The organism is Streptomyces colwelliae (genome assembly GCF_048158785.1).
Lineage (GTDB): Bacteria > Actinomycetota > Actinomycetes > Streptomycetales > Streptomycetaceae > Streptomyces.
Genome location: NZ_JBLTJC010000109.1, coordinates 16,922 through 29,771 on the forward strand (window position 1 = coordinate 16,922; position 12,850 = coordinate 29,771).

The 12,850-nt window shown below is 71.3% G+C and carries 12 protein-coding genes and 1 pseudogene; 5 read left to right on the forward strand and 8 right to left on the reverse strand.

Annotation, left to right across the window (positions count from 1 at the left end):
* Position 1 precedes the first annotated feature (1 nt).
* Complete coding sequence (locus ACNFOC_RS23095) at positions 2–586, reverse strand: (2Fe-2S)-binding protein (RefSeq protein ID WP_366092689.1); 585 nt, start codon at positions 584–586, stop codon at positions 2–4.
* The gene (locus ACNFOC_RS23100; RefSeq protein WP_416961006.1) at positions 586–1,476 is read right to left on the reverse strand and encodes an FAD binding domain-containing protein; all 891 of its coding nucleotides are present in this window, start codon (positions 1,474–1,476) and stop codon (positions 586–588) included. Before ACNFOC_RS23100 ends, ACNFOC_RS23095 begins: the two co-directional genes overlap by 1 nt.
* A gap of 312 nt (positions 1,477–1,788) precedes the next feature.
* On the opposite strand from ACNFOC_RS23100, the gene ACNFOC_RS23105 reads away from it, so the two are divergent.
* Both ACNFOC_RS23105 and ACNFOC_RS23110 read left to right on the forward strand, forming a co-directional pair.
* Positions 1,789–3,462, forward strand: coding sequence for a PucR family transcriptional regulator (locus ACNFOC_RS23105; RefSeq protein ID WP_416961007.1), 1,674 nt, complete (start codon positions 1,789–1,791; stop codon positions 3,460–3,462).
* Positions 3,463–3,594: 132 nt separating this feature from the next.
* Positions 3,595–4,362: a hypothetical protein gene (locus ACNFOC_RS23110; RefSeq protein WP_416961017.1), complete on the forward strand. Its 768-nt coding sequence runs from the start codon at positions 3,595–3,597 to the stop codon at positions 4,360–4,362.
* Between the two features lies 1 nt (position 4,363).
* Here the strand turns inward: ACNFOC_RS23110 and ACNFOC_RS23115 are convergent, their stop codons facing one another.
* Together ACNFOC_RS23115 and ACNFOC_RS23120 are read right to left on the reverse strand one after the other, a co-directional pair.
* A complete protein-coding gene (locus tag ACNFOC_RS23115) occupies positions 4,364–4,636 on the reverse strand; it encodes a hypothetical protein (RefSeq protein ID WP_416961008.1) in 273 nt (90 codons plus the stop codon).
* Between the two features lie 128 nt (positions 4,637–4,764).
* On the reverse strand, positions 4,765–5,571 hold the full coding sequence (locus ACNFOC_RS23120; protein WP_416961009.1) for a GntR family transcriptional regulator: 807 nt from the start codon (positions 5,569–5,571) through the stop codon (positions 4,765–4,767).
* Between the two features lie 157 nt (positions 5,572–5,728).
* Between ACNFOC_RS23120 and ACNFOC_RS23125 the strand changes: the two genes are divergently transcribed.
* Together ACNFOC_RS23125 and ACNFOC_RS23130 are read left to right on the forward strand one after the other, a co-directional pair.
* On the forward strand, positions 5,729–6,577 hold the full coding sequence (locus ACNFOC_RS23125) for a (2Fe-2S)-binding protein (protein ID WP_416961010.1): 849 nt from the start codon (positions 5,729–5,731) through the stop codon (positions 6,575–6,577).
* Positions 6,578–6,880: 303 nt separating this feature from the next.
* The gene (locus ACNFOC_RS23130; RefSeq protein ID WP_416961011.1) at positions 6,881–7,921 is read left to right on the forward strand and encodes a DUF2637 domain-containing protein; all 1,041 of its coding nucleotides are present in this window, start codon (positions 6,881–6,883) and stop codon (positions 7,919–7,921) included.
* Positions 7,922–8,028: 107 nt separating this feature from the next.
* Here ACNFOC_RS23130 and ACNFOC_RS23135 read toward each other — a convergent pair whose 3' ends face one another.
* A complete protein-coding gene (locus ACNFOC_RS23135) occupies positions 8,029–8,481 on the reverse strand; it encodes an ATP-binding protein (protein ID WP_416961012.1) in 453 nt (150 codons plus the stop codon).
* A 475-nt stretch (positions 8,482–8,956) separates the two neighbouring features.
* Positions 8,957–9,424 (reverse strand): hypothetical protein, encoded by a 468-nt coding sequence (locus ACNFOC_RS23140; RefSeq protein ID WP_416961013.1) that lies wholly within the window; start codon positions 9,422–9,424, stop codon positions 8,957–8,959.
* 146 nt (positions 9,425–9,570) lie between these two features.
* Between ACNFOC_RS23140 and ACNFOC_RS23145 the strand changes: the two genes are divergently transcribed.
* Positions 9,571–10,734, forward strand: coding sequence for a helix-turn-helix domain-containing protein (locus ACNFOC_RS23145; RefSeq protein ID WP_416961014.1), 1,164 nt, complete (start codon positions 9,571–9,573; stop codon positions 10,732–10,734).
* 12 nt (positions 10,735–10,746) lie between these two features.
* On the opposite strand, the gene ACNFOC_RS23150 is transcribed toward ACNFOC_RS23145, so the two are convergent.
* Both ACNFOC_RS23150 and ACNFOC_RS23155 read right to left on the reverse strand, forming a co-directional pair.
* Positions 10,747–12,489, reverse strand: coding sequence for a pyruvate dehydrogenase (locus ACNFOC_RS23150; protein ID WP_416961015.1), 1,743 nt, complete (start codon positions 12,487–12,489; stop codon positions 10,747–10,749).
* A gap of 73 nt (positions 12,490–12,562) precedes the next feature.
* Positions 12,563–12,823, reverse strand: a pseudogene (locus ACNFOC_RS23155) (protein phosphatase 2C domain-containing protein); the annotation flags it as partial.
* Positions 12,824–12,850 lie beyond the last annotated feature (27 nt).

The window sequence follows — 12,850 nt, forward strand, 5'->3', positions numbered from 1 at the left end:
GTCAGACCGCCTCTCCCTGCCGGGCGGCTGCCAGGCGTACCGCGTCCATGATCTTCTCGTAGCCGGTGCAGCGGCACAGGTTGCCCGAGAGCGCCTCGCGGATGTCCGCGTCGGTCGGGGTCGGGTTGTGCTCCAGCATCTCGTCGGCGGCGACGAGGAGTCCGGGGGTGCAGAAGCCGCACTGGACGGCGCCGGCGTCGATGAACGCCTGCTGGATGGGGGCGAGTTGGGTGCCCTCGCCGGTCTGCGAGTCGAGCGGTTTCGCCTGCCAGCCCTTGGCCTCGTCAACTGACGTACCGCAGGCTCCCGTTGCGCAACTCCCGTGCTCCGCGCGCTGCTTGGCGTAGTCCGCGAGCCCCTCGACCGTGACGACCTCGCGGCCCTCGACCTGACCGGCGGCGACGAGACACGAACACACCGGAATGCCATCCAGCCGGACCGTGCAGGAGCCGCACTCGCCCTGCTCGCAGGCATTCTTGGAGCCGGGCAGCCCCATCCGCTCACGCAGGACGTACAAGAGGCTCTCGCCCTCCCACACGTCGTCCGCTTCCTGCGGGCGGCCGTTGACCGTGAAATTGACGCGCATCAGGCGACTCCCTCCGTGCGGGCGGCGGTGCCGCGATAGGACTCCCAGGTCCAGGTCAGGGTGCGGCGGGCCATGATGCCGACCGCGTGCCGGCGGTAGCTCGCGGTGCCCCGGACGTCGTCGATCGGGTTGCAGGCGGCGGAGCACAGGTCCGCGAACTGCTTGGCGACCGACGGGGTGATGATCTTGCCGTTCTCCCAGAAGCCGCCCTCGTCGAGCGCCGCGTTCAGGAATTCCTCGGCGGCCTTCGCCCGTACGGGGGTCGGCGCGGCCGAACCGATGCCGGTGCGGACCGTGCGGGTGGAGGGGTGCAGGGCGAGGCCGAAGGCGCAGACGGCGATGACCATCGCGTTGCGGGTGCCCACCTTGGAGTACTGCTGCGGGCCGTCCGCCTTCTTGATGTGGACGGCCCTGATCAGCTCGTCGGGCGCGAGCGCGTTGCGCTTCACGCCGGTGTAGAACTCGTCGATCGGGATGAGCCGGGTGCCGCGCACCGACTCGGCCTCGACCTCGGCGCCGGCCGCGAGGAGCGCGGGGTGGGCGTCGCCGGCCGGGGAGGCGGTGCCGAGGTTGCCGCCGACGCCGCCGCGGTTGCGGATCTGCGGGGAGGCGACCGTGTGCGAGGCGAGGGAGAGGCCCGGCAGCTCGCCGCGCAGGTTCTCCATGATCCGGGTGTACGGGACCGAGGCCCCGAGCCGCACGCTGTCGGCGCCGACCTCCCACTCGTAGAGATCGCCGACGCGGTTCAGGTCGAGGAGGTACTCGGGCCGGCGGTGGTCGAAGTTGATCTCGACCATCACGTCGGTGCCGCCCGCGATGGGCACAGCGGTGGGGTGCTCGGCCTTCGCGGCGAGCGCCTCCTCCCAGCTGGCGGGGCGAAGGAAGTCCATGACCGGCTCTCTTCTTCGTCTCGTGGGTCGTACGGATCAAGCCAGTTCGTGTGCGGCGGGTCCGGCTCGTTCATGCGCTGTTAATGCAGCGTGAGGTCAGTACACAGCGCCGTGAGCGGAGCGGGTCAGTCACGGAAACCATGAAGGAGTTGGCTGGCCAGCACGGGCATCTTGTAGATTCATATGAACGGAGGCCATCAGTAACCCCTCCGATTCCCTGTGGAAACGTGGGAAACAGCCCCGCACGGCCCTGCACCCACAGCACCTCTTGGTTCATCGTAGTTTTCTAGACAAAGAACGGCGGCGACGGCGATGCGGCTGCGCGCACTTCTGGACACCGATGCGCTGGGGCTGCGGCTGCTCGGCGGCGCGGACGAGCTGGACCGCACGGTCCGCGGGGTGATGACCACCGACCTGCGCGACCCCAGCCGCTACCTCTCCGGCGGCGAGCTGGTCCTGACCGGTCTCGCCTGGCGCCGCGACGCCTCCGACACCGAGCCGTTCGTACGACTCCTGGTGACCGCCGGGGTGGCCGCGCTGGCCGCCGGCGAGGCCGAGCTGGGGGCCGTCCCGGACGACCTCGTAGCCGCTTGCGCCCGGCACCGGCTGCCGCTGTTCGCGGTCAACGAGTCGGTGGCGTTCGCGACGATCACCGAGCACGTCGTACGGCAGGTGTCCGGCGAGCGGGCCGGTGATCTCGCGGCCGTGGTGGACCGGCACCGCCGGATGATGACCTCGGGCCCCGCAGGCGGCGGCCCGGACGTGGTCCTGGATCTGCTGGGCTCCGACCTGGATCTGCGGGCGTGGGTGCTGTCGCCGACCGGGCGGCTCATCGCGGGTTCGAAGGTGTCGGGGCCCGCGCTGCCCGCCGACGTGTGCGCGAAGCTGGCCGCCGAGCAGCTGACCGCCGCCCGCACGGGCCGCCGGGGACCGCACCGGCTGGCGCTGGGCTCCTCGACGTACTCCCTCTTCCCGATCCGTGGCGGCGGGCGCTCCGCGCAGGGCTCGCGGGACGTGCGCGAGACGGTGCTGTCGGACTGGCTGCTCGCGGTCGAGGCGGACGCCGGGGACTGGCCCGACGAGCGCCTCGACCTGTTGCAGGGCGTGACGCAGCTGATCGCGGTCGAGCGGGACCGGCGGGACGCGGCGCGCACGGTCCGCAGACGGCTCGCGCAGGAGGTCCTGGAGCTGGTCCAGGCGGGTGCCGCACCGGCCGAGATCGCCGCGCGCCTACGGGTCGCCGCTCCCGTCCTGCTGCCCGGGCTCGGCTCGGCCCCGCACTGGCAGGTGGTCGTGGGCCGGGTCGAGTGGGACGGCGCCGACATCGAGACCGGCCCGGTCGCCCAGTCGTTGCTGGAGGAGATCCTGGTCGACCCGCTGACGACCGGCACCGAGCCCTCCGACCGGATCGCCGTGGCCCACACGGGCGACGAGGCGATCGCGCTCGTACCGCTGCCCGCGGTGTCGGCGGAGCACGACGGCTCCGAGTCCGGCATCCACGCGGACGTGCTCCTGGAGGCCGTACGGGATCCGCTGTCGGCGGGGCTCGACGACGACGGGCGGGTCACGCTCGGGGTGAGTGCGGCGGTGCACTCGGCGGAGGGGCTGCGCGGGGCGCTGGAGGAGGCGCGGCACGCGAGACGGGTGGCCGCCGCCAGGCCCGGGCGGGTGTGCGCGGCCGGGCACCAGGAGCTGGCCTCGCACGTCCTGCTGCTGCCGTTCGTGCCGGACGACGTGCGGCGGGCGTTCACCGCGCGGCTGCTCGACCCGCTGCGCGACTACGACCGCCGGCACCGCGCGGAGCTGATTCCGACGCTGGAGGCGTTCCTGGAGTGCGACGGCTCCTGGACGCGCTGTGCGACCCGGCTGCACCTGCACGTCAACACGCTGCGTTACCGGGTCGGCAGGATCGAGCAGTTGACGAGTCGTGACCTCTCGCGCCTTGAGGACAAGCTGGATTTCTTCCTGGCACTGCGGATGAGCTGACCCGAAGATCCCACGACTTTGTGAATTCCTTCACCCACCCCCTTGGCCGGGCCGCCCGATCCGTGCTGAGATGCGGCCACCACTCAACAGCTCAATGGTGTGCTCGGGGAGGGCAACGTGGCGCATTCCGCCATGTCCGGTAACGGAACGACCGCTGGTGACGATCCCCTCCAGACCGCGGTGTGGCGGCTGCGCTCGCGGGCCTGCTGGGCCGACGCGGCGGCGCTGCTGCGGCCCGACACCGCGGCACCGGCCCTCCAGCGGACCGCGCTGCTCGTGGAGCGGTGTCTGTACACCGAGCAGGGCTGGGAGGAGGCCGACGACGCGCTGCGGACGGCCGAGGCACTGGCCCACAGCGACGACGAGCGGGGCGCGGCGGCCTGCGAGCGCGGGTACCTCGCCTACGCGGCCACCCTGCACTCGGTGCGCGACCGGGCGGACGAGGCGCGGGCGGCGCTCGGTCGGGCGGCGGCGCTGATCCCGCCGGACGGTGCGGGGCGAGCGCTGCTGGACTTCCGGCGGGGGCTGGTCGCGGAGAACCTGGCGCGGTCGCCGCAGGCCGCGCGGGCCGCGTACCGGCGTGCGCACGCGGGGGCCGCCGACCAGGCCGACCCGCTGCTGCTGTCGTTCACCTGGCGTCATCTGGCCGGACTGGCCCTGCGGGACGGGGAGTTGGCGGAGGCCCGGCACGGCTTCGCCGAATCACTGCGGATCCGGGAGGAGTTGGGCTACCTCGTCGGTACGGCACCGGCGCTCGCCTCGCTCGCGGACGCGGAGGTCGAGCCGGAGGCGTCCCGGCTGCGCGAGGAGGCGCGGCGGCTGTTCCGGCTGCTCGGGGGCGTACCGACGTGGCTGGCACGGCAGTTGGCGGTGCCCGCGCCGGGTGCGGCCACGGCGTAGGTCAGGAGCCGTCGGTCCGGTTCTGGACGACGTTCACGACGTGGTGGACGAACTGAAGGACGGATGCCCGGAGTTCGGGGTCGCGGGCGACCAACACCCCGACGGCGACGAGCAGAAGGAAGGTCAGGAAGCCGCCGCGTGACGAGCCGGAGTGGCCGCGCCGGGCTCCGGCCTGCGCGGCGCGCATCCCGTCCTGCGCCGCCTGCCGTGCCGACTGCTCGGCACCCCGCTGTGCGGCCTGTTGTGCGGCCTGCTGGCCGGGATTCGGAAACATCGGCGTTCTCCCCCGCGGATCGGTCGTCCCTTTCCGTGGGGCACGTCACCGCCGGCCGGACGGGTTCCCGGTGCGGCCCTCGGTCGCCGGACCCGGACCCGCTCGTGACCGGAGTCACATATTCGGTTTCACGCCGCTCCCGCGAAGTGCTCCCGCACCAGTGACTGCGCGACGTCCCACTCCCCCGCGGCCAACGCGTCGAGGAGTGCGAGGTGTTCGGCCGCGTCCGCGACCAGGTCGGCCCGCCCGCGCGTGACAGGACCGCCGACCAGCGGCCACTGGGCGCGCCGGTGCAGGTCCTCGGCGATCTGGACGAGCTGTTCGTTGCCGGCGAGGGCGAGCACCGCGCGGTGGAAGGCGCGGTCGGACTCGGCGTACGTCGCCCGGCACCCGGAGGACGCGGCGCGGACGGTCCCCTCGGCCAGCGGGCGCAGGTCGGCCCAGCGGGCGGCGGGCACGGTACGGGCGAGCCGGAGCATCACCGGCACCTCGATCAGGGCGCGGATCTCGGCCAGTTCGGCGAGTTCGCGGGCGCCCCGCTCGATCACCCGGAAGCCCCGGTTCGGTACGACCTCGACGGCGCCCTCGGTGGCGAGCTGCTGCATGGCCTCGCGCACGGGGGTGGCGGAGACGCCGAACCGGTCGCCGAGCGCGGGCGCGGAGTAGACCTCGCCGGGGGTCAGCTCCCCGCCGACGAGCGCGGTGCGCAGCGCGTCCAGTATCTGCCCGCGCACGGAGGGCCGCTGGAGGACCTGACGGGGCCGCGGGATGGGCGTCTCGCTGTGCGTGTGCTCACCGCGCACCGCACCGGCGCCGTCCGCGAGATCCCGGTCCCGGCCCACATCGGCGGCGCGCTGCTGCTGCGGAACCCGGGAGCCGCGGGCGGGCGCGTCAGGAATGCCGGTCCCGGCGGAGCCCTGCGTGCCCTGCTTCACGGGTCCTCCTCCGGACGTGTCGGTACTTGGGGTCATTACGGCTGCTTGTTACTCGTCCGTCAAGCACCTTAGGCGCAGATCGGACTAGTTCAAATTACCGGAGGGTTGGGTAAGGTAAGCCTTACCTCTACACCAACGGCGAATCGGTGGTCCCGGCATGCCCCTGCCTTCTTCGGCCGTAGCGGACTCCTACGCCCGCCTCACCGAGGTCATCCCCGGGCTCGCGATCACCGAACTCACCCCGGCCCAGCCGACCCCCACCGGCGGCGGCTGGGTGTCGGCGGCCGCACTGGCGGAGGGCGGCGAAGGCCTGGAGGCGTTCCTGGCCCGGGACGACGCCCAGGTCCTGCGCGACCACGGCCGGCGGGGCCGCCCGGACGTGATAGCCACCTTCGGCCTGCACCGCTACGCCTGGCCGGTGGTCCTCCTCTTCACCGTCCCGTGGTTCCTGCACCGCCGCGTCCCCCGCCTCCCCGTGACCCACGTCTCCTACGACCGCACGGCCGAGGGCTTCGACATGGGCCGCCTCGCCGTCCGTACCGACTCCTTCGCCTGTCTGCCCGGCGACCCGGCGGCGGCACTGCCCGGCGCCCGGGTGGTCGCGGACGAGGAGGCGCTGCGGGCCGAGGTGCGGGCCGCGGTCGCCGAGCACATGGAGCCCGTGCTGGCCGGCTTCGGGCCGCGGATGCGGCGGCGGGGCCGCGCCCTGTGGGGCATGGCGACCGACGAGGTCGTGGAGGGCATCTGGTACGTCGCCGACCTCTTCGGCGAACAGCCGCGCGCCGTACGGGAGTTGGAGCGGCTGCTGCCGGGTGCGACCAAGCCGTACGTCGGTTCGGCCGCGTTCCGCGAGGTGACCGGACCGAACGGCGAGGCACTGTCCACCCGGGACCGGGCCAGTTGCTGTATGTACTACACGCTGGACGCCGAGGACGCCTGCGCGACCTGTCCGCGCACCTGCGAGACCGAGCGGGTCACCAAGCTGCTGGCCACAGCCGCGAGTTGAGGGACCCTCAGTCACAGGCCTCCCTCGGGGCCCGCTAGGATCAACCGCGAACGAGGCGTCCGCCCGGTTACAGGTGATTCACAACTTCCTCACTTGTCGCAGGAACTTTCCGTGGAACCACCCGTACGGGTAGTCTTATTCGAACTCAACTCCCGCCCCTCAAGCGGCAGTTCGAGCAGAAAGCCGCCCTGGGCATCCCCTTGCACCTCCTTGGCGGCCTCTTGCCCCGAAAACGCCTGAGGGCCGTTGGGATTGGGCCACTATGGCGGGCGTTACGCCCTATCCCAATGCAAGGGACCCCAGATGAGACTGACCGACATATCGCTTAACTGGCTGCTTCCCGGCGCCGTACTGCTCCTGGGCATGCTGGCGGCGGTTGCGGTGCTCGCGCGGAGCAAGCGGTCCGGCGGGGAGCACGCGAAAGACGACTCGTGGGAGCGCACGGAGGAGCGCCGCAGGCGCAAGGAAGCCATATACGGCATCGCCTCCTACGTCCTTCTGTTCTGCTGTGCGGCGGTCGCCGCGGCACTCTCCTTCCACGGACTGGTCGGCTTCGGCCAGGAGAACCTCGGCCTCACCGACGGCTGGGAGTACCTCGTCCCGTTCGGCCTCGACGGCGCGGCCATGTTCTGCTCCGTCCTCGCGGTCCGCGAGGCCAGCCACGGTGACGCGGCTCTCGGCTCCCGGATACTCGTGTGGACGTTCGCGGCCGCGGCCGCCTGGTTCAACTGGGTGCACGCGCCCAGGGGTGTCGACCACGCGGGCGCTCCGCAGTTCTTCTCCGGCATGTCGCTGTCGGCCGCGGTCCTCTTCGACCGCGCGCTGAAGCAGACCCGACGGGCCGCGCTGCGCGAGCAGGGTCTGGTGCCGCGTCCGCTGCCGCAGATCCGTATCGTCCGCTGGCTGCGGGCCCCGAGGGAGACCTACAGCGCCTGGTCGCTGATGCTCCTGGAGAACGTGCGCAGCCTGGACGAGGCGGTCGACGAGGTGCGCGAGGACAAGGCGAAGAAGGAGGAGACCCGACTGCGCCGGCGCGACCAGCAGCGGATCGAGCGGGCCCAGCTCAAGGCCATAAGCCGGGGCCAGCGCGGCTTCATCGGCCGGGGCGGCGGCCGCTCGTCGGAGCCGCAGGCCCTGGAGCGCGGTTCCGGACAAGCATCCGCGGAGCCTGCTCTATCGACGCCGGAACAGCTGCCGGTTCGCACGCGTCCCTCACTCCAGCCAGTCCGCGGGGCATCTGACCCGATAACCGTCGACCTCACCGCCGAGGACGACACGATGGCCCTGCCGCGCCTCGACTCCCTGGAGCGCAAGCTCAAGGACCTGGAGCAGCAGTTCGGCTGAGCCAAGGGCTGAGTACCTAATCCGGGACCGGGCGACAACGGGACGGGGGCGGAGTCCAACTGGACGCCGCCCCCGTCCCGTTGCTCATGCCAGGCCCGTTCCTCCGCTCATGCCGCGTCCGAATCCAGCTCGAACCAGACGGACTTGCCCACCCCGTGGCCGGACACTCCCCAGGCGTCCGCGAGGGACTGCACCAGGAACAGGCCCCGCCCGTGCGTACCGTCGTCGGCGTCCGGTACGCGCAGTCGGGGCCTGCGGGCCACGAAGTCCCGTACCTCCACGCGCAGTCCACGGGGTCCGACGGTCGCCGTGAGCACGGCGTCGTGGTCGGTGTGGATCAGCGCGTTGGTGACGAGTTCACTCGTGAGCAGCTCCGCTATCTCCGATCGTCCCGGCCTCCCCCAGTGCCGTAGCAGTTCACGCAACGCTCTGCGCGCCTCGGGCACCGCCCGCAGGTCCGCGCGTCCGAGTCTGCGCCTCAGTTGAGGCGGCTGCGCCGGTTCCATGGCGCTGTCGGCCTTGTCCTCCGCCGCTTTCGCCGAGGAGGCCCCGATCGCCATGGGACCGCCCCCTCGTGCTTGCCTTTTCATGACCCCCGCCTGCACGCCGGTTTCCGGTTCCCTCCTGCTCGAACACGTTCACGGGGATCCATGCCCTCGTCGGGAAGGGGGCAGTCATGTCGAATCGCCAACGACCGGGTGTTCGGCCACAGTTGCGCCGGGTCCGGCGGGGCGGAGGTTCCGGGGGCGATGCTGTCCGTACGGTCGAACGGCCACCGTACGGAGCATGCGGCGCGGGTGGGGCGGTCGGGACGTTCCCCTCCGGGGTGCCGTGGCTCCCGGCGCCGGGACCAGACACCCCGTGACGTCCTGACCACGGGCGATCGAACCGACTGCCGATACTGGGCTGCCGATCCGGCCGTAGTCCGCGAAGGCGTGGGGCGGTTGGTCCCCCCGGACCTCCCCCGAGGCCCACGCTCCGCGAAACTGGCCGGAATCAGCCGTTCAGGAACCGCGAACGACCCCTCTACGGTGCCTACTTGCCGCCGATCCCCTTCGTGCCGATGTGGAAGATCTTGTGGGTGGTGCGGGTCATGTCGACGACCAGCTTCGTGGTGTCGCCGCCGCCCCAGGTGAGGGTGATGGCGGCCTCGGTGTAGTCGGCGGTGCCGTTGTCGGTGACCTTCCAGCTCATCGGGATGTTCTGCGCCTGGAGGACGCCGTCCGCGTGGTTCTTCGCCTCCCAGGCCTTGAGCTCCTTCAGGTAGGCGGGGGTGAGGTAGTAGCTGCGCAGCTCCGTGGCCAGCTTGCCGCCGCTGTCCAGATCGCTCTCGGCGTCGATGTAGGCGCCGTAGAAGTCGGCGATGCGGGTGATGTTGTCGTCCGGTGAGCCGCTCACGGTGCGCGGGGCGCCGGCGGAGGCCTGGGCCGCCACACCCAGCCCGAGGGCGAGGGCGAGGCCGGCGGCGAGGGCGGTGCGGCGCGTGGCCTTCTTGCTGTTCACGTGTGTTTCCCCGTTCGGGTCGGTGCCGTGCTGTGGTCGGACCGAGCTTCGGCGTACGGCGGCGGCGACCGCAATGACCGACACCGACCCCGCAACGGTGGAACCGTCCCACCCCGTCTGACCTCCTGATATAGGGAGTCCCTGGGATGCCGTCCTGGGACGCGACACGCACGGGAGCAAGGGTGTCGGGCGAGGCCAACGACAAGGACGTCGAGGAGTTCGCGGCGCTGCTACGGCGCCTGAAGGCACGCACGGACCGCAGCTACGGCCAGCTGGCCCGCCGTCTGAACATGAACGCGTCGACCCTGCACCGCTACTGCGTCGGCGAGGCGGTCCCCCTCGACTTCGCGCCCGTCGAACGGTTCGCGGCGCTGTGCGGGGCGGCACCGGAGGAGCGGCTGGAGCTGCACCGGTACTGGATCCTGGCGGTGGCGGCGCGGCAGCGGCCCCGGGTCGCCGAGCCGCCGCCGGAAAGTCCGGTCGCGGAAGCAGCGGAAACGGACGAGGCACCCGCACCGACCCCCAGCCCCTGGTACCGACGGCGGCTCCCGCTCACCGCCGCCGCGCTGTGCACGGTGCTCGCGGTGTGGGGCACCCTGTCGGCGGTGTCCACCCACGACACGGCCAAGACGAAGACCGGCGCCATGGCACAGGCGAAGACCGGCGCCACGGCGAAGGCCACCCCTTCCGCCCTCCCCGCTCCCCTCGCCTGGACCGCCAACTCCCAGGTGTGGGCCCTCGATTGCAGCCATGACTACGTCGTCGACAAGTCACCCGCCCAGGTTCCACGGCCCCCGGCCGCGGAGGACGCCGGGACCTGGGCGGCGGGACAGCACGCGGTGCACGGGCGGGAGACGAACGTCGAGATCTCGGTGCAGGGGCGGACGTCCACGGCGGTCGTCCTGGAGGCACTGCGCGTACACGTCGTCGGCCGGGCGGCCCCGGCCCACGGCACCGCGTACGCCATGGACCAGGGCTGCGGCGGCGAGGTCAGCCCCCGCTACTTCGGCGTGAATCTGGACGCCGATCACCCTCAGGCGCGCCCGGTCGCCGGGAGCACCCTGGGCACTCCGGTCCCGCCGGTGCACCTGCCGTACCGGGTCTCCGCGCAGGACCCGGAGGTGCTGCTCGTCACAGCGCGGACCCAGACCTGCGACTGCCGCTGGTACCTCGAACTCGACTGGTCCTCCCAGGGCCGCACCGGCACCCTCCGCGTCGACGACCACGGCAAGCCGTTCCGCACGAGCGGCATCAAGGGCCTGCGGCACCTCTGGTACTCGTCGAACGGCTGGGCACCGTACGGCAGTTAGGGCCGGACGAGTCTAGGGCCGGGGCATGTTGCGGATGTTGGACCGGGCCATTTGCAGCATCCGCCCAACTCCCCCGTCCAGCACGATCTTTGACGCCGACAGCGCGAACCCGGTGACCATCTCGGCGCTGATCTTCGGCGGGATGGACAGGGCGTTGGGGTCGGTGACGACGTCGACGAGGGCCGGGCCGTGGTGCTTGAAGGCGGCCTTCAGGGCGCCTTCAAGGTCCTTGGGCTTCTCGACCCGCACACCGTAGGCGCCGCAGGCGCGTGCCACGGCGGCGAAGTCGGGGTTCTTGTTGGTGGTGCCGTACGACGGGAGTCCGGCGACCAGCATCTCCAACTCGACCATGCCCAGGGAGGAGTTGTTGAACAGGACGACCTTCACCGGCAGGTCGTACTGGACGAGGGTGAGGAAGTCGCCCATCAGCATGGAGAATCCGCCGTCGCCGGACATCGACACTACCTGGCGCTCGGTGTCGGTGAACTGGGCGCCGATCGCCATCGGCAGCGCGTTCGCCATCGAGCCGTGCGAGAACGAACCGATGATGCGGCGACGCCCGTTGGGCGTGATGTAGCGGGCGGCCCACACATTGCACATGCCCGTATCAACCGTGAACACGGCGTCCTCGTCGGCGAGTTCGTCGACGACGGCGGCCACGTACTCGGGATGGATCGGTACGTGCTTCTCGACTTTCCGCGTGTACGCCTTGACGACACCTTCCAGCGCGTCGGCGTGCTTCTTGAGCATCCGGTCGAGGAACTTCCGGTCCCCCTTCGGCTTCACCCGCGGGGTGAGACAGCGCAGCGTCTCCTTCGCGTCGCCCCACACCGCGAGGTCCAACTTCGAGCGCCGGCCGAGGTGTTCGGGCCGTACGTCGATCTGGGCGATCTTCACGTCGTCGGGAAGGAAGGCGTTGTACGGGAAGTCGGTGCCGATGAGGATCAGCAGGTCGCACTCGTGGGTGGCCTCGTAGGCGGCGCCGTAACCGAGCAGCCCGCTCATCCCGACATCGAACTTGTTGTCGTACTGAATCCATTCCTTGCCGCGCAGGGCGTGTCCGATCGGGGACTTGATCTTCTCGGCGAACTCCATGACCTCGGCGTGCGCGCCGGCGACGCCGCTGCCGCAGAACAAGGTGACCTTGTCCGCCTCGTCGATCAACTCGACGAGCTTCTCGATCTCGGCGTCGCCGGGGCGGACGGAGGGGCGGGAGGTGACGAGGGCGGTCTCGGCGGCCTTGTCCGGGGCGGGCTCAGAGGCGATGTCGCCTGGGAGCGAGACGACGCTCACACCGCTCTGCCCGACCGCGTGCTGGATGGCGGTCTGGAGGAGCCGGGGCATCTGCTTCGGGTTGGAGATGAGTTCGCTGTAGTGGCTGCACTCCTGGAAGAGCCGATCGGGGTGGGTCTCCTGGAAGTACCCGAGGCCGATCTCGCTGGACGGGATCTGCGAGGCGAGGGCGAGGACCGGGGCCATGGAGCGGTGGGCGTCGTAGAGGCCGTTGATGAGGTGCAGGTTGCCGGGGCCGCAGGAGCCGGCGCAGGCCGCGAGCTTCCCGGTTATCTGCGCTTCGGCGCCGGCGGCGAAGGCGGCGGTCTCCTCGTGCCGTACGTGGATCCAGTCGATGGCGGAGTTGCGGCGGATCGCGTCGACGACCGGGTTGAGGCTGTCGCCGACGACGCCGTAGAGGCGTTTGACTCCGGCGCGGACGAGGATGTCGACGAACTGTTCGGCAACGTTCTGCTTGGCCATGGTTCTCGCGTGCCCTTCGGTTTCCGGTGTCCTGCGGATCCCTCTGGGTTCCATGAATTCACAGCCCGGGCGCTCACGCCTCCCAAACGGCGGCGGCCGTGCGGTCGTCGGCATAACCCTTGACCCGCACTTGGGTGTCGGCGAGGAACGCGGCGAGACCGGGCGGAGTGGGACCGGACCAGCGCCCCGCCAGATGCGCGGACAGCTCGGGCTCGCCGCGCAGGGGCTCGGCCAGCCCGCCGGTGCACATGAGAAGCGCGTCCCCCGGGCGGGCGACGGAGGCGCGGAAGCGGAAGGGTTCGCGGGGCGGTTCGGGGGCGGGTTCGTACGGGCTCTGTCTCTTGTACACATCTTAGGGTGC